Origin of the sequence: Pseudomonas sp. zfem004 (genome assembly GCF_032621715.1) — a bacterium.
Lineage (GTDB): Bacteria > Pseudomonadota > Gammaproteobacteria > Pseudomonadales > Pseudomonadaceae > Aquipseudomonas > Aquipseudomonas sichuanensis.
Genome location: NZ_JAVYJF010000007.1, coordinates 213,158 through 235,466, shown reverse-complemented (window position 1 = coordinate 235,466; position 22,309 = coordinate 213,158). Strand labels below are relative to the sequence as shown.

At 65.0% G+C, this 22,309-nt stretch carries 24 protein-coding genes; 19 read left to right on the top strand and 5 right to left on the bottom strand.

The window, feature by feature from the left end:
• The first annotated feature begins 103 nt into the window (after positions 1 to 103).
• From RTH46_RS10450 to RTH46_RS10435, 4 genes are all read left to right on the top strand, one after another.
• A complete protein-coding gene (locus RTH46_RS10450; RefSeq protein ID WP_316905633.1) occupies positions 104 to 451 on the top strand; it encodes a metalloregulator ArsR/SmtB family transcription factor in 348 nt (115 codons plus the stop codon).
• 22 nt (positions 452 to 473) lie between these two features.
• Entirely contained in the window at positions 474 to 1,757 is a 1,284-nt protein-coding gene (locus tag RTH46_RS10445) for an arsenic transporter (RefSeq protein ID WP_316905632.1), read from the top strand.
• A 27-nt stretch (positions 1,758 to 1,784) separates the two neighbouring features.
• Positions 1,785 to 2,255, top strand: coding sequence for an arsenate reductase ArsC (locus RTH46_RS10440; RefSeq protein ID WP_316905631.1), 471 nt, complete (start codon positions 1,785 to 1,787; stop codon positions 2,253 to 2,255).
• Between the two features lie 72 nt (positions 2,256 to 2,327).
• Positions 2,328 to 2,777, top strand: a complete 450-nt coding sequence (locus RTH46_RS10435; protein ID WP_316905630.1) for an NUDIX hydrolase — start codon at positions 2,328 to 2,330, stop codon at positions 2,775 to 2,777.
• 29 nt (positions 2,778 to 2,806) lie between these two features.
• Here the strand turns inward: RTH46_RS10435 and RTH46_RS10430 are convergent, their stop codons facing one another.
• From RTH46_RS10430 to RTH46_RS10415, 4 genes are read right to left on the bottom strand one after another with little or no spacing between them, the layout of a single operon-like run.
• Positions 2,807 to 3,274, bottom strand: a complete 468-nt coding sequence (locus RTH46_RS10430) for a DoxX family protein (protein WP_316905629.1) — start codon at positions 3,272 to 3,274, stop codon at positions 2,807 to 2,809.
• Between the two features lie 10 nt (positions 3,275 to 3,284).
• Positions 3,285 to 4,040: a DNA-binding domain-containing protein gene (locus RTH46_RS10425; protein ID WP_316905628.1), complete on the bottom strand. Its 756-nt coding sequence runs from the start codon at positions 4,038 to 4,040 to the stop codon at positions 3,285 to 3,287.
• Positions 4,037 to 4,870 carry a DUF692 domain-containing protein gene (locus RTH46_RS10420; RefSeq protein ID WP_316905627.1) on the bottom strand — a complete coding sequence of 278 codons (834 nt, stop codon included), beginning with the start codon at positions 4,868 to 4,870 and terminating at the stop codon, positions 4,037 to 4,039. The genes RTH46_RS10425 and RTH46_RS10420 overlap by 4 nt, the downstream gene beginning before the upstream one ends.
• 16 nt (positions 4,871 to 4,886) lie before the next feature.
• Positions 4,887 to 5,174, bottom strand: a complete 288-nt coding sequence (locus RTH46_RS10415) for a DUF2282 domain-containing protein (RefSeq protein ID WP_316905626.1) — start codon at positions 5,172 to 5,174, stop codon at positions 4,887 to 4,889.
• Between the two features lie 201 nt (positions 5,175 to 5,375).
• Here RTH46_RS10415 and RTH46_RS10410 point away from each other — a divergent pair, with 201 nt between their 5' ends.
• Both RTH46_RS10410 and RTH46_RS10405 read left to right on the top strand, forming a co-directional pair.
• The gene (locus tag RTH46_RS10410) at positions 5,376 to 5,966 is read left to right on the top strand and encodes a sigma-70 family RNA polymerase sigma factor (RefSeq protein WP_316905625.1); all 591 of its coding nucleotides are present in this window, start codon (positions 5,376 to 5,378) and stop codon (positions 5,964 to 5,966) included.
• The gene (locus tag RTH46_RS10405) at positions 5,953 to 6,594 is read left to right on the top strand and encodes a DUF1109 domain-containing protein (RefSeq protein ID WP_153787107.1); all 642 of its coding nucleotides are present in this window, start codon (positions 5,953 to 5,955) and stop codon (positions 6,592 to 6,594) included. Before RTH46_RS10410 ends, RTH46_RS10405 begins: the two co-directional genes overlap by 14 nt.
• Before the next feature lie 60 nt (positions 6,595 to 6,654).
• Here RTH46_RS10405 and RTH46_RS10400 read toward each other — a convergent pair whose 3' ends face one another.
• Positions 6,655 to 8,745 carry an acyltransferase family protein gene (locus tag RTH46_RS10400; protein WP_178125817.1) on the bottom strand — a complete coding sequence of 697 codons (2,091 nt, stop codon included), beginning with the start codon at positions 8,743 to 8,745 and terminating at the stop codon, positions 6,655 to 6,657.
• Positions 8,746 to 9,203: 458 nt separating this feature from the next.
• Between RTH46_RS10400 and RTH46_RS10395 the strand changes: the two genes are divergently transcribed.
• The 13 genes from RTH46_RS10395 to RTH46_RS10335 all read left to right on the top strand — a co-directional run bounded on the left by RTH46_RS10395 (position 9,204) and on the right by RTH46_RS10335 (position 22,250).
• On the top strand, positions 9,204 to 9,494 hold the full coding sequence (locus RTH46_RS10395; RefSeq protein ID WP_153787081.1) for a hypothetical protein: 291 nt from the start codon (positions 9,204 to 9,206) through the stop codon (positions 9,492 to 9,494).
• 11 nt (positions 9,495 to 9,505) lie between these two features.
• Positions 9,506 to 10,138: a hypothetical protein gene (locus RTH46_RS10390; RefSeq protein ID WP_153787082.1), complete on the top strand. Its 633-nt coding sequence runs from the start codon at positions 9,506 to 9,508 to the stop codon at positions 10,136 to 10,138.
• A 107-nt stretch (positions 10,139 to 10,245) separates the two neighbouring features.
• Positions 10,246 to 10,860 carry a YjfI family protein gene (locus RTH46_RS10385; RefSeq protein WP_316905624.1) on the top strand — a complete coding sequence of 205 codons (615 nt, stop codon included), beginning with the start codon at positions 10,246 to 10,248 and terminating at the stop codon, positions 10,858 to 10,860.
• Between the two features lie 16 nt (positions 10,861 to 10,876).
• The gene (locus tag RTH46_RS10380) at positions 10,877 to 11,578 is read left to right on the top strand and encodes a PspA/IM30 family protein (protein WP_153787084.1); all 702 of its coding nucleotides are present in this window, start codon (positions 10,877 to 10,879) and stop codon (positions 11,576 to 11,578) included.
• A 218-nt stretch (positions 11,579 to 11,796) separates the two neighbouring features.
• Entirely contained in the window at positions 11,797 to 12,453 is a 657-nt protein-coding gene (locus RTH46_RS10375) for a DUF2491 family protein (protein WP_178125818.1), read from the top strand.
• A gap of 12 nt (positions 12,454 to 12,465) precedes the next feature.
• Positions 12,466 to 12,891, top strand: a complete 426-nt coding sequence (locus RTH46_RS10370; RefSeq protein WP_153787085.1) for a DUF350 domain-containing protein — start codon at positions 12,466 to 12,468, stop codon at positions 12,889 to 12,891.
• 25 nt (positions 12,892 to 12,916) lie between these two features.
• Positions 12,917 to 13,669: a DUF1190 domain-containing protein gene (locus RTH46_RS10365; protein ID WP_153787086.1), complete on the top strand. Its 753-nt coding sequence runs from the start codon at positions 12,917 to 12,919 to the stop codon at positions 13,667 to 13,669.
• Between the two features lie 2 nt (positions 13,670 to 13,671).
• The gene (locus RTH46_RS10360; RefSeq protein WP_316905623.1) at positions 13,672 to 14,829 is read left to right on the top strand and encodes a glutathionylspermidine synthase family protein; all 1,158 of its coding nucleotides are present in this window, start codon (positions 13,672 to 13,674) and stop codon (positions 14,827 to 14,829) included.
• Between the two features lie 322 nt (positions 14,830 to 15,151).
• The gene (locus tag RTH46_RS10355; RefSeq protein WP_316905622.1) at positions 15,152 to 15,637 is read left to right on the top strand and encodes a formate dehydrogenase subunit gamma; all 486 of its coding nucleotides are present in this window, start codon (positions 15,152 to 15,154) and stop codon (positions 15,635 to 15,637) included.
• Positions 15,631 to 17,175, top strand: coding sequence for a formate dehydrogenase beta subunit (locus tag RTH46_RS10350; RefSeq protein WP_316905621.1), 1,545 nt, complete (start codon positions 15,631 to 15,633; stop codon positions 17,173 to 17,175). The genes RTH46_RS10355 and RTH46_RS10350 overlap by 7 nt, the downstream gene beginning before the upstream one ends.
• Entirely contained in the window at positions 17,172 to 20,057 is a 2,886-nt protein-coding gene (gene fdhF / locus RTH46_RS10345; protein WP_316905620.1) for a formate dehydrogenase subunit alpha, read from the top strand. The genes RTH46_RS10350 and fdhF overlap by 4 nt, the downstream gene beginning before the upstream one ends.
• Positions 20,054 to 20,257, top strand: coding sequence for a formate dehydrogenase subunit delta (locus tag RTH46_RS10340; RefSeq protein WP_110996091.1), 204 nt, complete (start codon positions 20,054 to 20,056; stop codon positions 20,255 to 20,257). Before fdhF ends, RTH46_RS10340 begins: the two co-directional genes overlap by 4 nt.
• Before the next feature lie 175 nt (positions 20,258 to 20,432).
• Positions 20,433 to 22,250, top strand: a complete 1,818-nt coding sequence (locus RTH46_RS10335; protein WP_153787091.1) for an ABC transporter ATP-binding protein/permease — start codon at positions 20,433 to 20,435, stop codon at positions 22,248 to 22,250.
• Positions 22,251 to 22,309 lie beyond the last annotated feature (59 nt).

Below are 22,309 nucleotides of genomic sequence, written 5' to 3'. Positions count from 1 at the left end.
CGCAGCAGCTGGTGGCGGCCGAGGTCGAAAGATTTTGGTCGCCGGGCTGTTCTTAATATATGGAAATCCGTATATTCGGATTTCCATATATGAAAGCGCTGCCATGATTACCCCACCCGAGCTCTTCAAAAGCCTGGCGGACGAGACCCGCGCTCGTGCCACCTTGCTGATCGCCCAACTGGGCGAGCTGTGCGTCTGCGAACTGGTGTGCGCCCTGGACGACAGCCAGCCCAAGATCAGCCGCCACCTCGCCCAGCTGCGCAGCAGCGGCCTGCTGCTGGATCGCCGCCAGGGCCAATGGGTCTACTACCGTCTGAATCCGCAATTGCCTGCCTGGGTGCACGAGGTACTGCAGCTGACGCTGCAGGCCAATGCCGCGTGGCTGCAGGCCAACGCCACACGCCTGCAGAACATGGACGAGCGCCCGGTGCGCGCTGCCGCCTGCTGCTGAATACCTGCCAAGCGAGGTCCCCATGCTGGTCGCCGTAGCCGTCTTCATTTTCACCCTCACCCTGGTCATCTGGCAGCCCAGGGGCCTTGGCGTCGGCTGGAGCGCCACGCTGGGCGCGATCATCGCCCTGGCCGTGGGGGCGGTCTCGCTGCAGGACATCCCTGTGGTGTGGGCCATCGTCTGGAATGCCACCGCCACCTTCATCGCGATCATCATCATCAGCCTGCTGCTGGACGAGGCGGGCTTCTTCGAGTGGGCGGCCCTGCATGTGGCGCGTTGGGCGAGGGGCAGTGTCAATCGCCTGTTCGCCTTTTGCATCCTGCTTGGCGCAGCCGTTTCGGCGCTGTTCGCCAACGATGGGGCGGCGCTGATCCTCACCCCCATCGTCATGTCGATGCTGATCGCGCTGCGTTTTTCCCCCGCTACCACCCTGGCGTTCGTGATGGCCGCCGGCTTCATTGCCGATACGGCCAGCCTGCCGCTGGTGGTGTCGAACCTGGTGAACATCGTTTCGGCCGACTATTTCGGCCTGGGTTTCGCCGACTACGCCGCCGTAATGGTGCCGGTGAACCTGGCCAGCATTGGCGCCACCTTGCTGGTGCTGTGGCTGTTCTTCCGCCGTGACCTGCCACAGCGCTACCCGGCCGACACCTTGCCGGCGCCGAGCTCGGCGATACGTGACCCGGCCACTTTCGCCTTCGGTGGGGCGACGCTGCTGTTGCTGCTGGTCGGCCTGTTCGCGCTGGAGCCGCTGGGCATCCCGGTCAGCGTGGTGGCGGGCGTATGCGCGGCGCTGCTGTTCGCGGTCGCCGCCCGTGGCCACCGAATCTCCACCCGCCGGGTACTGCGTGAGGCGCCGTGGCAGGTGGTGATCTTCTCCCTGGGCATGTACCTGGTGGTGTACGGGCTGAAGAACGCCGGCCTTACCGACCTGCTGGCCCGGCTGCTCGACCAGCTCGCCGCCCACGGCCTATGGAGCGCCACCCTGGGCACCGGCCTGCTTGCGGCGCTGCTGTCGTCGGTGATGAACAACCTGCCCAGCGTGCTGGTCGGGGCGCTGTCGATCCAGGCCAGCGGCGCCGAGGGCCTGGTGCGCGAGGCGATGATCTACGCCAACGTCATCGGCTGCGACCTCGGGCCGAAGATCACCCCCATCGGCAGCCTGGCCACGCTGCTGTGGCTGCATGTGCTGGCGCGCAAGGGCATGCGCATCAGCTGGGGTTACTACTTCAAGGTCGGCCTTGTGCTGACCTTGCCGGTACTGCTGATCACCCTGTCGGCCCTGGCGCTGCGCCTGAGCCTGTGACACCCACCACCCTGCGAAGGAGCTTTCATGCGAGTCTTGTTCATGTGCACGGCCAACAGTTGCCGCAGCATCCTCAGTGAAGCGGTGTTCAACCACCTGGCGCCGCAAGGTTTCCAGGCGGTGAGCGCCGGCAGTTTTCCCAAGGGGCAGGTGCTGCCACGCAGCCTGGTAACCCTGCAGCAGGCCGGCATCGCCATCGCCGGCCTGAGCAGCAAGGGTAACGATGCCTTTGCCGACAACCCGCCGGACATCGTCATTACCGTCTGCGACAAGGCGGCGGGTGAGGCTTGCCCGGTGTACTTCGGCCCGGCGCTGAAGGCCCATTGGGGGCTGGAGGATCCTTCCGAGGTGGTAGGTGACGAAGCGGCGGTCGAGGCTGCCTTCCAGGCCACTCTGGCCCGTATCGAGCAGCGTTGCAGGGCGTTCTTCGCATTGCCGTTCGTCACGCTTGCGCCTGAGGCGCTCAAGCGTGAACTGGAACGTATTGGCGGTCTTTGACCCTTCGCAGCTCGGAAGGGGCTCGGCAGAGGCGTATGATCGCCGGCCGCAAGCGCCGACAAGGAAACCGTCATGCTCCCCAACAAAGCCTGTGCAGTGGTGCTGTCCTCCACGCCGTATCCCCGGTTGCTGCTGTTCCGCCATCCGCTGGCGGGTGTGCAGCTGGTCAAGGGCAGCATCGAGAAGGGCGAGGCCCCGGGTATGGCAGCCGTGCGTGAGTTATGGGAGGAGTCCGGGATTCGCGGTGCGCTGATCAAGGATGACCTGGGGTGCTGGGATGCCGGTCATCAGGGGCAGGTCTGGTCGTTCCAGCTGTGTGAAGTGAAGGGACCGCTAGCTGAACAATGGGCCCATCAGACGCTCGATGACCATGGTCATGTGTTCGAATTTTTCTGGGCCGCGCTCGACCAACTGCCCCTGAACGAATGTCATCCGCTGTTCCAGCGGGCGCTGGTGTTCCTCGGCGCCGCGCTGCATGCGCGCGGCCATAAGGGCAAGTGGGTCGAGTGCGATCCCCTGTAGGAGCGGCCTTGTGTCAATCGTTGGTAGGCTCAACGCAGCTTGAGCAATCGGTCCAGCGAAAAGGCGCCGGCCCCGCGAGCGATCAGCAACAACAGCAGTCCGGCCCAGGTCAGGTGGGTGGGCCATGCATCGGGATAAACGAACACTTCGATGACCGTGGTCATGCCGAGCAAGGCCAGGGCCGACAACCGGGTCAGCAGGCCGAGTACCAGCAGCAGCGGGAACAGGTGCTCGGCATAGGCGGCCAGGTGCGCTGCCAGCCAGGGTGAGAGCAGCGGCAGGGCGTATTCAGTGCGAAACAGCTCGTAGGTGCTGGGGGTGATGGTCAGCAGGCCTTCGACCTTGGTGCGCCCGGACAGGAAAAACACCGAGGCGATCCCGAACCGGGCGACCAGGCACAACAGGTTGTCGCCCAGCAGGCGTTGCAGGCGATCGGCAGCCCGGTTCCAGTGGCGCCGCAGGCCATTGGCCGGCACGGTGGGGTGGGTGATGTCCATGGCAGCTCCGTTACGCGAATGTGAGTGGGCGAAAGACCTTGGCTTGCAACAGCCGGCCGAGCAGGTCGGTGAAGTCCAGGTCGGGGTGGGCCTGCAGCACGAGCTGCGACGCCTGGTCCAGCGTCAATCCGTCGGCACAGGCCTGGAGAAAGGCGCAGCCACCGTGTTCCAGGGGCTGGTGGCGCACACCGTCGGCGTCGCCGCTCAGCAGCACACCTTCGGCGACCCAGGGCTGGTCCTGCGGCCAGGCCAACTGTTCGCGGCTGTAGCGCCATAGGCTGTACGCCGGGTGTTGCGCGAACCAGTGCCAGCGCACGCTGGCGCGCGGGCGCAGATGGCTGTGTGCCAGGTCACCGGCGGTCATGCCGGCCAGTTCGGTGAGGTCCAGGCAAAGATCGCAGGGCTCGCTGAAGGCCTCGTTCCACAAACGGTCCAGGCGAGCGACATCGGCCAGGTAGGGTAGGCCGTGCTGCGCCTGTATCGCTTCGAGAAAGTCTGCAAAGGTTGCGCCGTAGTAAATCAGCCGGGTATCGCTGGGCGGTGACTGCTGCGCGTAGGCTGCCGCCGCATCGCCCATCCAGGCTGGGCCGACCAACTGCTCGACACTGGGGAAATTGGCGCGCAGGGCATCGACGCAGCCAGCCAGCACCGTGTTGCGGTACACCGCGAACGCCGGTTGTTCGGTCAACGCCGTCAGTTGTGGCGCCGGCCGCCCCTGCAGCGCGTCGACGAATGCGTCCTGGAACTGGCGCAAAGAGGGATTCATGACAAGGCTCCTTTTCGCTCCAACATTGTCTGGGCTCGGTCGCGCTCGGCGAGCAACTCGTCGAAAAGAGGAAGGTTGCCGTCACGTTCGATCAGCGTCGGGCGTGGCCCGATGCGCTCGATCAGCCCTTGGTACAGCGCCCAGACTGGCTCGGCGATGCTGGCGTCATGGGAGTCGATCAGCAGCGCCCCCTGGTCGTCATGGCTGTACCCCGCCAGGTGCACCTCGGTCACGGCCTGGGCAGGGAACCGGTGGAGGTAGTCGGTTGCGTCGAAACCAAGGTTGTGTGCGCTGACGTGCACATTGTTGACGTCCAGCAGCAAGCCGCAGCCGGTACGCCGGACCAGCTCGGCGAGGAAATCGATCTCGTCCCAGTCATGCCCCTGCAACTGCAGGTAGTGGCTGGGGTTCTCGATGGACAGGCGCCGCCCCAGGGCCTCCTGGCTGCGCTGGATGTTGTCGGCGATTCGCCCCAATGCCTCGTTGCTGCGGGGGAAGGGCAGCAGGTCGGGGTGGTACTGGCCGCGCCAGGTCGACCAGGCCAGGTGTTCGGACACCAACGCCGGGCGTACCTGATCGATCAAGGCGCGCAAATGCCGCAGGTGCGTGGCATCCGGTTCAGCGTCGGCTGCCAGTGACAGTGCAACGCCGTGCAGCGACAGCGGATGCAGCTCGGCGATGCGCGCCAGCCAGGCGAGCCGTGGGCCGCCGACCATGTAGTTTTCCGGGTGCACTTCGAACCACAGCCCATCGGCGCGGTGTGCCAAGGCCTGGGCGTAGTGCTCGGCCTTGAGCCCGAGCCCGGCGCCCAGCCGCGTGTTGCCGTTCATGGTCGGCCTCCTGCACTCAGGACTTGATCGGGGTCAGCGAGCCCATGCCGTTGGGCGTCTTGATCGAGGTGCAGGAGCCGGCCGGGACGTTTTTCCAGTGCATGCCGTCGTAGTCTTTTTTGGCACTGCCGGCGCAGGTGGTGCCGGCGCCAGCCTTGCAGTCGTTCTTGCCGGCCATGGCAACGCCGTAGCATTTTTCCATGGCGGCACCGGTGCCAGCGGGTTGGGCGGTTTCTGCGGCCATGGCGACGCCTGCCAGCGAGGCGAGGGCAAGGGCGGCAGTGGTGAGGGCGAGGGTTTTCATGGTGGGTCTCCAAAGGGTGGGGCCGTGGCGAATTACCGGCGGCTCATGGAGTAGTTCGCGGCCAGGCTCCATCGGGTTACACCCGCAACAAAATATTTCGCGCAGTACCTGCCGGCCACCTACCGTATGGAGGCAGGCCGACGTTCGCACGGCAGGGGGTCGGTGAAAAGAAACGCGGCGAGGGTGTAACCCAGGCGGCCAATGCAACGAACTAATCCTCAGGCGGTACTCCATTCGCGCGAGTTGCAGTTGCAGGCTTTGTTGCTGCGCGGGCTCGCCGGCGACGCCGTGGCGTATCGCGAATTCCTCGCGGCGCTGGCGCTGCATGTGCGTGGTTTTCTGCAGCGGCGCCTGGCTTGGCGCCCGGCCGAGGTCGAGGACCTGGTGCAGGAGGTGCTGCTGGCGGTGCACAACGCGCGCCACACCTATCAGGCGCAGCAGCCATTGACGGCCTGGGTGCAGGCGATTGCACGCTACAAGCTGGCCGATCACCTGCGCAACTTCGCCCGCCATGAAGCGCGAAACATCCCGCTGGACGATGACGCCGAGCTGTTCGCCGACTCGGACGCGGAACCGGCCGAGGCCAGTCGAGACCTGGCTCGCTTGCTCGAGCAATTGCCGGCACGTCAGCGGCTGCCAATCGTCCACGTCAAGCTGGAGGGGTTGTCAGTGGAGGAAACCGCGTGCCTTACCGGGCTCTCCGCTTCGGCGGTGAAGGTGGGCATACATCGAGGCTTGAAAGCCCTGGCCAGGTTGATTGGAAGCAGGAGTGACCATGATGAAAACCGATGACTTGATTACCCTGCTGGCCATTCACGAAGGCCCGGTGGATCGCCACGTTTCGGCGAAACGCCTGGGCTTGGCACTGGTCGGTGGCTTGATGGGGGCGTTACTGATGACGATAACCCTCTACGGTGTGCGCAGCGACCTTCTGGAGGTCGCCCGCACGCCACTGTTCTGGGCCAAGGTTGCGCTGCCCTCCAGCCTGGCGTTGCTCGGTTTGTGGTTGACGCACCGGCTGGCTCGCCCTGGTGTTGAGGGTGGCGCACTGTGGGGCCTGCTTGGCCTGCCGTTGGCACTGGTCTGGCTGGGGGCATTGATCAGCCTGGTCGGTGCGCCCATCGAAGCCCGCGCCGACCTTGTCTTCGGTCGCACCTGGCGGACCTGTGCCTTGAACATCGCCCTGTTGTCGCTTCCCTGCTTGCTTGGCGTGTACTGGGCGCTGCGCGGCCTGGCGCCAACCCGCCTGCGCCAGGCCGGTGCGGCTGGCGGATTGCTGGCCGGTTCAACGGCAACCCTGGCTTACTGCCTGCATTGCCCGGAGATGGGCGTGCCGTTCTGGGGGCTCTGGTATGTGTTGGGGATGTTGCTGCCGACACTCTTGGGGGCGGCTATCGGCCCGCGACTGTTGCGCTGGTGACCCGTGTTGTCCAGCGCAAGGTTGCAGGGCCAGCCTTGCGCTGGCCCTGCAAGCCTCTGATTACTGGGCAGGTTGCAGGAAGGGGTTGCCCTTGTGCTGCAGGTACTGCTGGCCGAACCAGTACGAGGCGTAATCGGTGATATGGCCGATATCGCGGTACACCGGCACCCCGTCGATGGCCATCAGGCAGGCGCCGTCCCGGCACTGCGCATCCTTCGGATCAATGATGATCAGCTCTGGATAAGCCTGCTGCGCGGCCTTGAACAGCGCGGTGAGCTTGGGATCTTCAACGCCATCCCAAGGTTGCTGGTTGCAATGCGCGCTTTCGGCCGCGACGCCGAACATCCCGCGCAGTTTGATGTTGCGGTACACGCAGTTGTTGACGCTGGGCGGCATCAGTCTGTTGGCCTTGACGATCACCGGAATGGCACCGGCCTCGCGGATGGCCTGTAGCCCTTCAAGCAGCGCGGCCTTGAGCCGTTGGTTGGAGAGCGCTTCGGTACGCTCGTCTGCCAGGGCGGTGACTACCCTGTCGGTATTCACGTAGTTCTCCCAGATCTGGCCGATCATCACGTACTTGTACTGGTTCTGCTTGATCAGCTGGTAATAGTCGGCGCTGGCCGCATGGCAGGTGACGTACAGCTCCTTGAACTTGTACCAGTCGTACAGGTAGACGCCAGGCAAGGTCAGGCAGGCGGAGAAGGATTGCGCCATGACCGATATGTTCGCGTCCTTGGCCAGGGTATCGATGAAGCCCCACTCCTGGTTGGAGAACGAGTCGCCGATCAGCAGCGCCTTGGTTGGCGACTGTACGTCGCCCATGGCGCAACGCTCGTCCGAGCCATCGCGGGCACCTTCCAGGCATTTTTCACGGTGAGGCACTTCGGCGGCCTTGAGGCGGGTCAGGACGCCGTCGGTACCGTAGTCGAAGCGGGCGGGCCAACCGTCGGCCTTCTTCCCGGCGGCATGCAGTGCCGACAGGCCGATGGCCGGCACGATCAGCATCAGCACGAGGGTCTTGGTGAAGCCCAGGCGCGAGTGGCGCAGTGGTTTTTCCACCAGCAGGTAGGACAGCGTGGCCAGGGCGAAGGTGAGGGCGAAGTAGCTGGCGATGACCGTTGGGGTCTTTTCCATGCCCAGGTAGTTGACGGTGGCGATGATCGGCCAGTGCCACAGGTACAGTGAGTACGAGATCAAGCCGATCAAGACCACCGGCCTGGACGACAGCAGCCTGGAGGTGATGCTGGAGGGGCCGACGAACAGCAGCGCGGCGGTGGCCAGGCAGACCAGCAGCGCGTGATGGTCCGGGTAGCTTGCCACCGGGATGACTTGCAGGGCGGTCAGGACGATGACCAGCATCGCAACCAGTGCGATGGCCGAGGCCAGGACCTTGCCAGGCTGGTTCCTGCCGTTGCCCAGCACGGCGACGCAGGAACCGATCATCAGTTCGAAGATGCGTGCCGTGAAGAAGTAGTAGCCATGTCCATAGAAGGCCTTGGAAATATACAGGGCGGCGCCGAACGACAGCAGCGTCAACAGTACACAGGCATAGCCCAGCTGGCGTTTGCTCAGCGAGCGGTTCAGCAGCCACAGCCCCAGCGGCAGCACGATGTACCACTGCCACTCGATGGCCAGCGACCAGGTGTGCATGAGCAGCAGGGTCGCGGCGTCCGCCGTTGCATAGCCGCCCGTTGCCTTGCCGAAGTACTGGTTTGACAGCAGCAGGCTTGTGTACTTCTCGCTCTTCAGGAAATTGACATAGTCATCCGGCAGGTACAGGACGGTGGCCACTGCCAGGGTACCGACCAACAGGGCCAGCACCGCAGGCTGAAGCCGCCAGATCCGTCGCGCGTAGAACCCGGAGAAAGTGAACGTGCCTTTTTCCATCGACCTGAGGATGATCGAAGAGGTCAGGTAGCCGGAGATGACGAAGAAGATATCGACGCCGATGAACCCCGACGGGAACAGTGTGAGCCCGCCATGGAAGACCAGCACCAGCAGAACGGCAATTGCACGCAGTCCGTCGATGTCCGCTCGATAATCAACTGTTCTTGCGGTGCCTTGGGCCGGCTGGGTAGTCGTTGCACCGCTGGGCGGAAGAACGTTTGAAACATCGTGTGGCGTGAGCGGATAGCTTTTGTCGTTTGACACAGTGGTAGTCCTTAATTCCCTTCCAATCGCCTTCTGGATCCAGGCAGCACGCAACGTGCCTGCGAGTGGGCCCGCAGGGCACAACAGCTTCCATGGTGAACAGCGCAGGCGTCGCCCTGGGCAGGGGCCCCGGCCGCCGGCGCGTATCGTACAGGCCTTTTGCTAGTGCATTCCATTTCAATAGCTTGGCGAATGGGCGCGGGAGGCTACAGGTGCCGTAATGAGGAGCCGGGCGGCCTCCAGTGACCTGCCGAAAACCTGCCTCGGCACATCGGGAAACATTGTGAAAGCGCTGGTTACACAGCCGCGCTTCAGCGGCTGCTCCGCAGAGCCATAGTCGATGCAACGTGATGTGCTCTGGCAGAACCTGCCGGAGCGCCACTGGTCGCCTGAGGCAATGGAAGACTGGCAATCGCTTCAGGTGTGTACGATGATTTTCGTATTGACAGGGATGTACCATGCAAAAAGGCTTTAAAACAGTGAGGCGCGCGGTGATCGCAGCCCTCGAAGCAGGTGAGTACCTGCATGCGTCACGCGGCGATATCGAGGTGAAGAACCTGTTGGCGACTGGAGCGGTTACTGCGGCGCAGGTCATCGACGTCATCCGCGCCTGCAACGGCACCCATTACCGCAGCAGCCCCCATCACACCGTGGCATCGGTCGAAGTTCACCTGATCAGGTGGCACGGTTGGTACATCAAGTTCTATTTTCTCGAGCCAGACACCTGGTTCATCAGCGTTCATCAGTGAGTACCCAGGCAATGAAGATTCTTTTCGAAGGCGATATCGGCAAGGCGCTCTGCGAGCATTGCCAGGCAGTGGTAACCACGCGTTATCTGCGCCGAGACGTGCCGTTCAGCGATGGGCAGGGTTTGGCGCGAGACATCCTGGTGGGCGTGTGCGATGGCTGCGATACGGTGGTGGCCATCCCGCCTCAGTCCACCCCGGCAATCCGCGAGGCGCGCAAGCAGCAGCTCAAGTCGATCGAGGCGCGGCTGCCGGCGGTGTATCTCGATGTGCTCGACGCGGCAATGCAAGCGGTCAGCAGCGAGGCGGGGGCACACTTGCGCAAGCTGTTCCTCGCCCATTATTTCCATTGGCTGGTGCAGGCCCGCCAGGGGGCGGGTCTGCAACCCGGCCACGAGGCCTTCGTCCAGGCACTCGACGCGCAGCGGCGTCAGAGGGGGTTGCCGGCGTCCGGCGCCACGCGGCGGTTGTCGATGAAGGTCAACGTGCACATGGCCGAGGACTTCCTGACGCTGCTGGGGCAAACCCGGATGAGTCAGACCGAGCTGCTGAAGGCGGTGATCGCAAGAATCCAGGTGGATGTGCTCGAGGCGCGTGACCCGCAGGTGATCGAGGCGTTGCAGCGACTGACGCGGCTGGCGGGTTAGGTCGGGTCGGGCGCACCGGGCGAGCCTGATATCTCACATGTGAGGCTTGCGTAGCTCATGGTCCAGGCGTAACTTGCCTCACATGTGAGACAAGGACACCCCCTTCGATGACAGGCAAGAAAAGCTCCACCGACTACATGCGTGACATGCGCGCCCGGCTCAAGGCCGCGGGCCTGGTCAAGCGTGAGCTGTGGATCCTGCCCGAGCACGCCGCCGCCCTGCGCGGTATCGAGAAGGCTTTACGTCAGCCCCACGCGGGCAAACAGGTCAGAACGGAGGATTTCATGACCGAGCACACCCACTGGACGATCGAAACGCTGCACGGCGCCCTGCAAGGCCTGGACGAGGTGCGCGGCGGGTCGATCGGCCTGTCCCTGCAACAGGGCGCCGAGCCCAGCCTCAAGCTGGTGATGAACGAACTGGACGGCCTGCCGCTGTACATCGCCGTGGCCGGTGAGCAGATCCTGGTCGACACGCTGCTGGTGCAAGCCAGCCAGGTGAAAGACCGCGCTGCATTCAACGATGCGGTGCTGCGTACCCGCGACGTGTTCCCGCTGTCGTCCATCGGCCTGCACACGCTGCCCTCGGGCGAGTCGGTGTACACCATGTTCGGCGCCCTGAGCGCGGCCTCGTCGCTGGACAACATCGTCCAGGAGATCCACACCCTGGCCGACAACGTCATCACCGCCGCCGAAGATTTCGAAGACTACTTCACCCACTGATTCCGGAGATTGCATCATGAGTTTGTTGAGAAAGATCGTCACCGCCCTGCGTGGCGGTGCTTCGGAAGTCGGTGAGGCGATCGTCGACTCCCAGGCCCTGCGCATCCTCGACCAGGAGATCCGCGACGCGGACAACAACCTGATCGATGCGCGCAACCAGTTGGTCAAGATCATGGCCAAGCACAAGACCGCGCAGCAGCGCATCACCGAGTTCGACAAGACCATCGGCGACTGGGAGCAGAAGGCCATTGCCGCGCTGGACAAGGGCGAGGAGGGCCTGGCCCACGAATGCGCGGCGCGCATCGCCGACCTGACCAACCAGCGTGACAGCGAGCAGGCGCTGGCCGACCAGTTCGGTGCGTCGGTGACGACCCTGACCGCCACCGTGAACAAGACCGAGGCGCAGATCAAGGGCCTCAAGCAACAGGTTGATCTGGTCAAGGCTCGCGAAAGCGTGCAGCGTGCCCAGGTCAGCGCGGCGTCGGCCACCGGCGGCGCCAATGGCAGCCTGGAAACGGCGGTCGGGTCGCTGGATCGTATCAAGAAGCGCCAGGCCGAGCGTGCCGCCGAGCTGGAAGCGGCGGCGGAGCTGGCGGGCAAGGCTGACGGCAGCGATCTGGAAGCACGCCTGAAGTCGGCTGGGATCGGCGCCAGCAACAGTGGTGCCGACGATGTGCTGGCACGTTTGAAGGCCAAGGCGGCCAAGCCGGCGCAGTGATTCGCTGAGTGGGCCGGCCTCATCGTGGGGCTGGTGCAAAAACCCTGCTGCAGACCCGTTGGCGGGGCATACGAAAAGCAGTATCGTGTCGCCCCCGCCAAAGGACTGCCGCGACCCAAGGGATTTTCAATGTCGCCTTCTGCCGACAGGCCCAGCCTGTTTGCTACAGCTCCAGTACTGGCTCCTGATCCGTCACCCTCTCACCCAGGAGATGCCCCGTGGGTTGGTTGAAACGCTTCATGGGCTTCGAAGCCCCCAAACCTGCCGCCAGCAGTCAGGCCCAAGGCAACCTGCCATTCGGCCTGGGCAGTGGGCGCATGCTCAAGCTCGATCGCTCACTCAAACTACTGCTCGACGGGCATTGCGAACTGGAGGTTCCCGAGCAGGAAGTGGTCTGGGCGATTGGTGAGGTTGACCTCGGCCAGTCTGTGCGCCTGGCGCGCTTCTATATGGAAAACGAGGACTACTGGCTGCAGGTGGTGATGAACGGCGCGTCCGCTGACGATGTCCGTGACATCATCCTGTTCGGTTACTACAGCGTGGTGCCGGTCACCAGCGACGCGGAGCTCAAGCGCCTGGTCGGCCCCGAGTCGAACATCGGCCTGCCGTACTACGAGCACGAAGGCTACGAGTTCGTTCGCCAGTGGGGCAGCGAAGAGGGGCAGACCGAGCTCACGCCGATCAGCGAGTGGGTCACCAGCCCCGAGACCAGCTACCGCATCCAGCACCTGTCGATGCTGTATGCCCGCGAAACCGGCCTGACCGATCGCCGCGAATTCCTCCTGCTGTCGGTGGAGGAAGACGAGGACGGCAATGTCAGCCTGACCACTTCGGTGGGTGTCACCCTGCAATCAACGGACTTCAACGTCATCTGACAAGGATTCACCATGCTCGACGCACTTCGCATGTCGCTCAACGCCCAGGCAGTGATCGGCTTCATTCTCTACATCAGCGTGGCGCTGGTGCTGTTCTGGCTGTTCCAGTTCATCTACACGCACCTCACCCCGCACCGCGAATTCGCCCTGATCCGCGACAATAACAGCGCCGCCGCTGTCGCCCTGGGCGGCGCGCTGATCGGCTTCTCGCTGCCGGCCAGCAACATCATCGCCTACAGCGTCGGCCTGCTCGACTTCGTGGTCTGGGTGGTGATCGCTGCCGTGGTGCAACTGCTGGCCTTCGCCATCACCAGCCTGGTGCTCAAGGGGTTGGCCAGCCGCATCGCCAAGGGCGAGATGGCCGCCGCGATCTACGCCGCCGCCGTGGCGATCAGCGTGGGCTTTCTCAATTCGGCCTGCATGACCCCGTCGGTCTGAGTCGTTTGCGCGCAAGGAGCCATACATGAGACGCAGTTCCGTCAAGCTGGTGCTGGCCAGTTCCCTGCCGCTGGCGCTCACCGCGTGCAGCGCGCCCGAGGAGACCTACACGGTCAGCAAGCGCAGCAACTACACCACCGTCCAGGCCTGTGTCGATGACAAGGTGCCGGTGGACGTGTGTTCCGATGCTTATATGGAGGCGTTGGCCGATCACCGTCGGGTCGCGCCGACCTATGGCGACAAGGCGGCGTGCGAGGCCGATTTCGTGCCGGACTACTGCCAGGTCACCAGCGACAACCGCTACATGCCGCGTCTTGGCGGTTTCGAGCTGGCGGTGTCGGGCGAGGTGAGCCAGTCGCAGGTCGACGCGGCCCGCACCCAGGTCGAGAGCAGTGGCCAGGCTGTCAGCGGTGGCAGCAACTTCAATGGCCTGCTCGCCGGCCTGCTGCTCGGCCAGGTGCTCAGCGGCGGTAATCGCCAGTACTACTCGCAGCCGGTCTACCAGTATCGCGACAGCCGCGGCGACTACCGCACCACCACCCTCGGCCAGCAGATCGACCAAGGCAAACGCTTCGAGCGCTCCGACCAGGCCCAGCAGAGCGGCGGCAGCTACAGCAGCTACTACTCCGGCAGCTCCAGCGCTAGCAGCTACAAGTCCAGAAACTCGACCCGCTCCAGCGTGTCCTCGTCGATCTCCCGTGGCGGCTTCGGCAGCCAGGCCACTGCGCGCAGCGGCTGGGGCGGCAAGAGCAGCGGCGGCTTCAGTTTCGGCGGTTGAGCATGCGCAAGGTCCACTGCGACGAACGCCCGGACTGGCGCACCACCGCCGAGCGCGAAGGCTTCGCCTTTCACACCATCGACGGCGAGCGCTACTGGGATGAGCGCGGTTACTACCAGTTCAGTGAGGCCCAGGTCAGCCGTGACCTGGAGGCGCCCACCCAGGAGCTGCACGCGATGTGCCTGGACGCGGTGGCGCGCATTGTCGACAGCGAAGCGCTGATGACCCGCCTGGCGATTGCGCCGGCGTTTTTCGACCTGGTGCGTCGTTCGTGGAAGGAGGGGCATCCGCACCTCTACGGGCGTTTCGACTTCAGCTACGACGGCACGGGCCCGGCCAAACTGATCGAGGCCAACTACGACACGCCGACCTCGCTGTACGAGGCGGCGGCGTTCCAGCTGATCTGGCTTGAGCAGCAGATTGAGCGCGGTGTGCTGCCGGCCCATGCCAGCCAGTTCAACACCCTGGCTGAAGACCTGGTGCGGGCGTTTGCGGCCTTCGAATGTGAGAGCCCGTTCTACTTCTCGGCCATCGGCGGCTCGATCGAGGACCGCGGCACCACGGATTTCCTGCGCAAGATGGCCGGGCACGTGGGTATCAGCACCCGACATATCGACCTGGAGGATATCGGTCTGAACGGCGAGGGGCGTTTTGTCGACCTCGAAGGCCGACCCATCCCGCGCCTGTTCAAGCTGCACGCCTGGGAGCATATCTTCCACGAGGACTTCGGCCAGGCCATCGCCGGATGTGATACCCAGTTCGTCGAGCCAGCGTGGAAGTCGCTGATTTCCAACAAGGGCATCCTGCCGTTGTTGTGGGAATGGCACGAGGGCCATCCGAACCTGTTGCCAGCCTTCCTCGACGAAGACCCCCGGCGGGCGGTGCCCAAGGGCTGGGTGCGCAAGCCGTATTTCTCCCGCGAGGGGGCCAATGTGGACATTCGCACCACCGATGACCAGCGGGTGTTCGAGGACGGGCCCTACGACGATGCACCGTATATCCTGCAAGGTTTCGCGCCTTTGCCGAAGTTCGGCGACAGCTACACCTTGATCGGTTCGTGGGTGGTCGGTGATCTGGCCTCGGGGATCGGCATCCGTGAAGACGACACCCTGATCACCAAGGACAGCTCGCGGTTCCTGCCGCATGTGGTCGTGGACTGACCGGCTGCGCTGTCGCGTAGAGAACTACGTAGCAAGCCTCGTCAACGGGGGAGCGGGCTGATCACAACGTTACGATTGCCCCGCCGATGATGGGCCCTCCAGTGGTCGGTTTCAGGACGCGCCGGGTCGCCCGCGCACAACCCCAAGGCCCCAGACCTGCCATGCTCAGAGGATGCCTTCGGACCGCGCGCACCTAGACGCCCGGCCGCCGGCAAGGAGGGTGCCCGGCACACTGCCACCGTGACGTGGCCGCGCACCGCAGCTGAACACCGCCGGTTACTGCTCGCGTTTCGGGGTGGCCCGGGTTGCCGAGGTTTGCTGTATGCCTGATGAGTTGAACCACCTGCCCCTGATCCAGCGCGTCCTGGCCCGTGAGAAGGACACTCCCGGCGCCTTGCTGCCGATCCTTCACGCCATCCAGGCCGGCGTCGGCCATATCCCCGACATCGCCATCAATGAAATCGCCCATGCCCTCAACCTCAGCCTGGCCGAGGTGCGCGGGGTCATCAGCTTCTACCACGACTTTCGCACCACACCGCCTGCACGGCACACGCTGCGCCTGTGCCGCGCCGAGTCCTGCCAGAGCCGCGGTGCCGAGGCGCTGGCCGCACAGTTGCGTGAACAGCTTGGCCTGGACGACCACGGCACCAGCGCGGATGGCGCGTTGAGCCTGCGCCCGGTCTACTGCCTGGGCGCTTGTGCCTGTTCACCGGCGCTCGAGCTCGATGGCCAGTTGCACGCACGGCTCACCCCCGAGCGCTTGCGGGCGCTGGTGGATGGCTGCCGGGAGGAGGTGAAGACATGTTGAACCTGTGCATTCCGTGTGATTCGGTGGCCCGCGCCGTCGGTGCCGATGAGGTGGCCGAGGCGCTGGCCCGCGAGGCTGAGCGCCGCCAGCTGCCGCTGCGCATCCAGCGCACCAGTTCGCGTGGCCTGTACTGGCTGGAGCCGTTGCTCGAGCTGGAAAGCGACGCCGGCCGCCTGGGTTTCGGGCCGGTCTCGGTCGAAGACGTGCCGGGCTTGCTCGACGCGCTGGCCACAGGCGAGCCAGGCCATGCCCTGGCACTGGGCCTGGTCGAGCAGATTCCTTACCTGAAAACCCAGCAACGCCTGCTGTTTGCCCGCGCGGGCATCACCCGGCCGCTGTCGCTGGACGACTACCACGCCAACGGCGGCTTCGAAGGCCTGCGCCGGGCAACGCTGATGGAGGGCGACGAGGTGGTCGCCGCCGTGCTTGAGTCCGGCCTGCGTGGCCGAGGTGGCGCGGCGTTCCCGGCGGGCATCAAGTGGCGCACCGTGCGCGAGGCCCAGGCCGCGCAGAAATACGTGGTGTGCAATGCCGACGAGGGTGACTCCGGCACCTTCGCCGATCGCATGCTGATGGAGGGCGACCCCTTCCTGCTGATCGAGGGCATGATCATCGCCGGGCTCGCCGTGGGGGCGAGCAAAGGCTACATCTATGTGCGCTCGGAGTACCCGGATGCCATCCGTACCCTGAACGAGGCGATCCTGCTGGCCCGCGAAGCCGGTTACCTTGACGTCGCCGGCAAAAGCGTGGCCTTCGACCTGCAGGTGCGGGTCGGTGCGGGCGCCTATATCTGCGGCGAGGAAACCGCGCTGCTCGAGTCCCTTGAAGGCAAGCGCGGCATCGTCCGCGCCAAGCCACCGCTGCCAGCGCTGGAGGGGCTGTTCGGCCTGCCGACACTGGTGCACAACGTGCTCACCCTGGCCTCGATCCCGATCATCCTGGCCAAGGGCGCGGCGTACTACCGCGACTTCGGCATGGGCCGCTCGCTGGGCACCCTGCCGTTCCAGCTGGCCGGCAATGTTCGCCACGGTGGCCTGGTGGAGCGGGCGTTCGGCCTTACGCTGCGCGAGCTGGTGGAAGGTTACGGCGGCGGTACCGCCAGCGGCCGGCCGATCAAGGCCGCGCAGGTCGGTGGCCCGCTGGGGGCCTGGGTGCCGCCAGCGCAGTTCGATACGCCGCTGGACTACGAAGCCTTTGTCGCCATCGGCGCGATGCTCGGCCACGGCGGCGTGGTGCTGGCCGATGACACCCTGAACATGGCTGGCATGGCGCGCTTCGCCCTGCAGTTCTGCGCCGAAGAGTCGTGCGGCAAGTGCACGCCGTGCCGGATCGGTTCGACCCGCGGCGTCGAGGTGATCGACCGGCTGATCGCCAGCACCGACCCGGCCTTGCGCGAACGCCAGGCCGGCCTGCTGCGCGACCTTTGTGACACCATGCAGTACGGTTCGCTGTGCGCCATGGGCGGGATGACCCCGTATCCCGTGGCCAGCGCCCTCAAGCACTTCCCCGCCGATTTCGGCCTGGAGGCCGCGCAATGATCAACTACTTCGACCCCAGCAGCGATATCGACCTGGGTACCCCCGAGCGCGTCAGCGACGTGCAGGTCAGCCTGGTCATCGATGGCCGTTCGATCAGCGTGCCCGCCGGCACCTCGGTGATGCGCGCCGCCGCGTTGCTCGGCACCACCATCCCCAAGCTGTGTGCCACCGACAGCCTCGAAGCCTTCGGCTCGTGCCGCATGTGCATGGTCGAGATCGACGGCATGCGCGGCTACCCGGCGTCGTGCACCACGCCGGTCAACGAGGGCATGGTGGTGCGCACGCAAACCCCGCGCCTGGCCGACCTGCGGCGCAATGTGATGGAGCTGTACATTTCCGACCACCCGCTGGACTGCCTGACCTGCTCGGCCAACGGCAATTGCGAGCTGCAGACCGTCGCCGGCCAGGTCGGCCTGCGCGAGGTGCGCTACGGCTATGACGGCGACAACCACCTGAGTGAACAGAAGGACGTGTCCAACCCGTACTTCGACTACGAGCCCAGCAAGTGCATCGTCTGCAGCCGCTGCGTACGCGCCTGCGAAGACATCCAGGGCACCTTCGCCTTGACCATCACCGGGCGTGGTTTCGACTCGCGGGTGGCAGCCGCCGGTGGCGCCGATTTTCTCAGCTCCGAATGCGTCTCCTGCGGCGCCTGTGTGCAGGCCTGCCCGACCGCGACCCTCAGCGAAAAGAGCCTTGTCCAGCTCGGCCAGCCCGAACGCGCGGTGATAACAACCTGTGCCTATTGCGGTGTGGGCTGCTCGTTCCGTGCCGAACTGAAGGGCGACCAGTTGGTGCGCATGGTCCCGGACAAGCAGGGCGGCGCCAACCACGGCCACGCCTGCGTCAAGGGCCGCTTCGCCTGGGGCTACGCCACTCACCCCGACCGCATCACCAAACCGATGATCCGCAAGCGCCTGCAAGACCCGTGGCAGGAGGTCAGCTGGGACGAGGCGGTGACCTATGCCGCCAGCGAGTTGCGCCGCATCCAGCTCAAGTACGGGCGCGATTCCATCGGCGGCATTACCTCCAGCCGCTGCACCAACGAAGAGGCGTACCTGGTGCAGAAGCTGGTGCGCACCGCATTCGGCAACAACAACGTCGACACCTGCGCGCGGGTTTGCCACTCACCGACCGGTTATGGCCTCAAGCAGACCCTCGGCGAGTCCGCCGGCACCCAGAGTTTCGACTCGGTGATGCAGGCCGACGTGGTGCTGGTAATCGGTGCCAACCCCACCGACGCCCACCCGGTGTTCGGCTCGCAGCTCAAGCGCCGCTTGCGTCAGGGCGCGCGGCTGATCGTCATCGACCCGCGGCGCATCGACCTGGTCGACTCGCCCCACGCCCGTGCCGAACTGCACCTGCAACTGCGCCCGGGCACCAACGTGGCCATGCTCAACGCCCTGGCCCATGTGATCGTCAGCGAAGGCCTGCTTGACCAGCGCTTCATCGATGCTCGCTGCGAGACCGAGGACTTTGCCCGCTGGCGCGATTTCGTTGCCCAGCCCGACAACGCCCCGGAGCTGCTTGGCCCGGTGTGCGGCGTGCCCGCCGAACAGATCCGCGCCGCCGCCCGGCTGTACGCCACCGGTGGCAATGCGGCGATCTACTACGGCCTGGGCGTGACCGAGCACAGCCAGGGCAGCACCGCGGTGATGGGCATCGCCAACCTGGCCATGGCCACCGGCAACATCGGCCGTGAAGGGGTAGGGGTGAACCCGCTGCGCGGGCAGAACAACGTGCAGGGTTCCTGCGACATGGGCTCGTTCCCCCACGAGCTGCCCGGCTACCGGCATATCTCCAACGCCAGTGTGCGCAGCGAGTTCGAACAGGCCTGGGGCGTGACGCTGCAACCCGACCCTGGGCTGCGCATCCCCAACATGTTCGAGGCCGCGCTCGATGGCAGCTTCAAGGCGCTGTACTGCCAGGGTGAGGACATCGCCCAGAGCGACCCCAACACCCAGCACGTCACCGCGGCCTTGCTGGCGATGGAATGCGTGGTGGTGCAGGACATCTTCCTCAACGAAACGGCCAAGTTTGCCCATGTGTTCCTGCCGGGCAGTTCGTTCCTGGAAAAGGACGGGACCTTCACCAACGCCGAACGGCGCATCTCGCGGGTACGCAAGGTGATGGAGCCGCTGGCCGGCAAGGCAGACTGGGAAGCCACCATGGCCCTGGCCAACGCCCTGGGTTACCCGATGCAGTACCGCCACCCGTCCGAGATCATGGACGAAATTGCCCGCCTGACGCCGACTTTCCACCGCGTCAGCTACAGCGAGATCGACCGCCACGGCAGCCTGCAGTGGCCGTGCAACGACGCCGCGCCCGATGGCACCCCGACCATGCACATCGACCAGTTCGTGCGCGGCAAGGGCCGCTTCATGCTCACCGGTTATGTGCCCACCGACGAGAAGGTCAACAACCGCTACCCGCTGCTCTTGACCACCGGGCGCATCCTCAGCCAGTACAACGTCGGCGCGCAGACCCGGCGTACCGATAACGTCGCCTGGCACGCCGAGGACCGCCTGGAGATCCACCCCAGCGACGCCGAGAGCCGCGGCATCAACGACGGCGACTGGGTCGGCGTAGGCAGCCGTGCGGGGCAGAGCGTGCTGCGTGCCAGGGTCAGCGGGCGGGTGGCAGCGGGGGTGGTGTACACCACCTTCCACTTCCCCGAGTCCGGCGCCAACGTGATTACCACCGACAACTCCGACTGGGCCACCAACTGCCCCGAGTACAAAGTCACCGCAGTGGAGGTGGTCAAGGTGTTCCAGCCATCGGAATGGCAGAAGCGCTACCAGAGCTTCAGTGACGAACAGCGGCGCCTGCTCGACGAGCGACGTCAGGCGCAAGGCAAGGAAAAGGCAGAGGTGCGCCGATGAGCAGCGACAACCTGGTGAAGATGGCCAACCAGATCGCCCACTACTTCGACAGCGAGCCGGACCGGGATAAGGCAGTGCAGGGGGTAAGGCAGCACCTGCAGAGCTTCTGGACACCGGCGATGCGCAAGCAGTTGGGGGAGTGGATCGAGGCCCATGCGGGGGAAGGGCTTGATCCGAAAGTGCGGGAGGCACTGGCCTAGCGACTGATGGTGTGGCCGCATCGCGGGGCAAGCCCGCTCCCACACAGTTACGCGTGGGAGCGGGCTTGCCCCGCGATGAGGCCGTGACAGGCAAAAAATGAAATGTCCGTCATATACGTGAGGCTATTCGCAAGCCAATGCTACGCTCGCGAAAACACTGTCACGGAATCCCACCATGGACATGAACTGGCACCAGGCCCTGCAAGAGAGCCTGAGCTGGCTGGCAATCGCCACTGGCATCACCTTCGTCTGCTTCATCGGCGCCGCCACGCTGGCCGTGCGCGGCACTCGATGGGGCCGCCAGTTCTGGCAGCTCGCCGGGCCCTACTTCAGCATTCAACGCAGCTGGCGGCCGTTGCTGGCATTTGCCCTGCTGCTGGTGCTGACCCTGTTCTCGGTACGCCTGAACGTGCTGTTCTCGTTCTGGTACAACGGCTTCTACAGCGCGCTGCAGGCCCTGGATCAGACGGCGTTCTGGTACATGCTGGGGGTGTTCGCGGTGCTTGCCGCCATCCATGTGCTGCGTTCGCTGTTCGCCTTCTACGTTACCCAGGCGTTCAACATCCATTGGCGGGTCTGGCTGACCGAGCGCCTGAGCGCCGACTGGATGCACGGTGATGCTTATTACCGCGGGCAATTCCTCGCCGAACCGGTGGACAACCCCGACCAGCGTATCGAGCTGGATGTGAACGCCTTCGTCACAGGCTCCGTGTCGTTGGCGCTGGGCGCGGTCAGCGCAGTGGTGTCGCTGGTGGCCTTCACCGGGATTCTCTGGGGACTGTCGGCACCGCTGGCGGTGGCAGGGGTCGAAGTGCCGCGGGCGATGGTGTTCGCCGTGTACGTGTATGTGCTGATCGCCACCTGGATCGCCTTCCGCCTCGGGCAGCCGCTGATCCGCCTGAACTTCCTCAATGAAAAGCTCACCGCCAACTTCCGTTACGCGCTGATGCGCCTGCGTGAAAACGCCGAGAACATCGCCTTCTACCAGGGCGCGCAGGTTGAGCGCGGCACGCTGCTTGGCCGCTTCTTCGCCCTGATCGGCAATGCATGGGCGCTGGTGTTCCGAAACCTGAAATTCAGCGGTTTCAACCTGGGCATCAGCCAGGTCGCAGTGGTCTTCCCGTTCATCCTCCAGGCGCCGCGTTTCTTCAGCGGCGCGATCAAGCTGGGCGACGTGATGCAGACTGCCCAGGCCTTTGGCCAGGTGCAGGATTCGCTGTCGTTCTTCCGAGAGTCCTACGACACCTTCGCCAGCTACCGCGCCACCCTTGACCGTTTGACTGGCTTCCTTGATGCCAACCAGCAGGCCAGTGAGTTGCCCAAAGTCGACACCGACGGCTTGTCCAAAGCATTGGCCATCAGCGGGCTGCAGGTGCTGCGCCCGGACGGCCATGCCCTGATCGCCAACCTCGAGCTGCACCTGCAGGCCGGCCAGGCGCTGCTGATCAAAGGGCCTTCGGGCAGTGGCAAGACCACGTTGCTGCGCGCCCTGGCCGGGCTGTGGCCCTATGCCGAAGGCGAGGTCAGGCGGCCACTGGGGCACCAGGCGCTGTTTCTTTCCCAGCGACCGTACCTGCCCTTGGGCGATCTGCGCACGGCCATCGCTTATCCGGCAGGCGGCAGGCCCGAGGACGATGCGCGCATGCAGCAGGCGTTGCGCCAGGTCAACCTGTCCCACCTGGCCGAACGCCTCGACGTGCAGTGCGACTGGTCACGGATTCTATCGGTGGGCGAGCAGCAACGCCTGGCGTTCGCCCGGGTACTGTTCAACCAGCCCCAGGTGGTGTTCCTCGACGAGTCGACTTCGGCGATGGACGAGGGGCTGGAGCATGGGCTGTATGCGTTGCTGCGCAGCGAGATGCCAGAGACGTTGCTGGTCAGCGTCGGGCACCGCAGTACCCTGGCGGCGTTCCATACCCACCGGCTGGAAGTGGACGGGCAGGGCGGGTGGTCGCTGTTCGAGCAACAGCCGGTGGTCGAGGAGCCGGCTTAGATCCGCGGCCCGCAACGCCGGCAGGCTGCACGACCACTGTAGGAGCGGCCTTGCCGGGG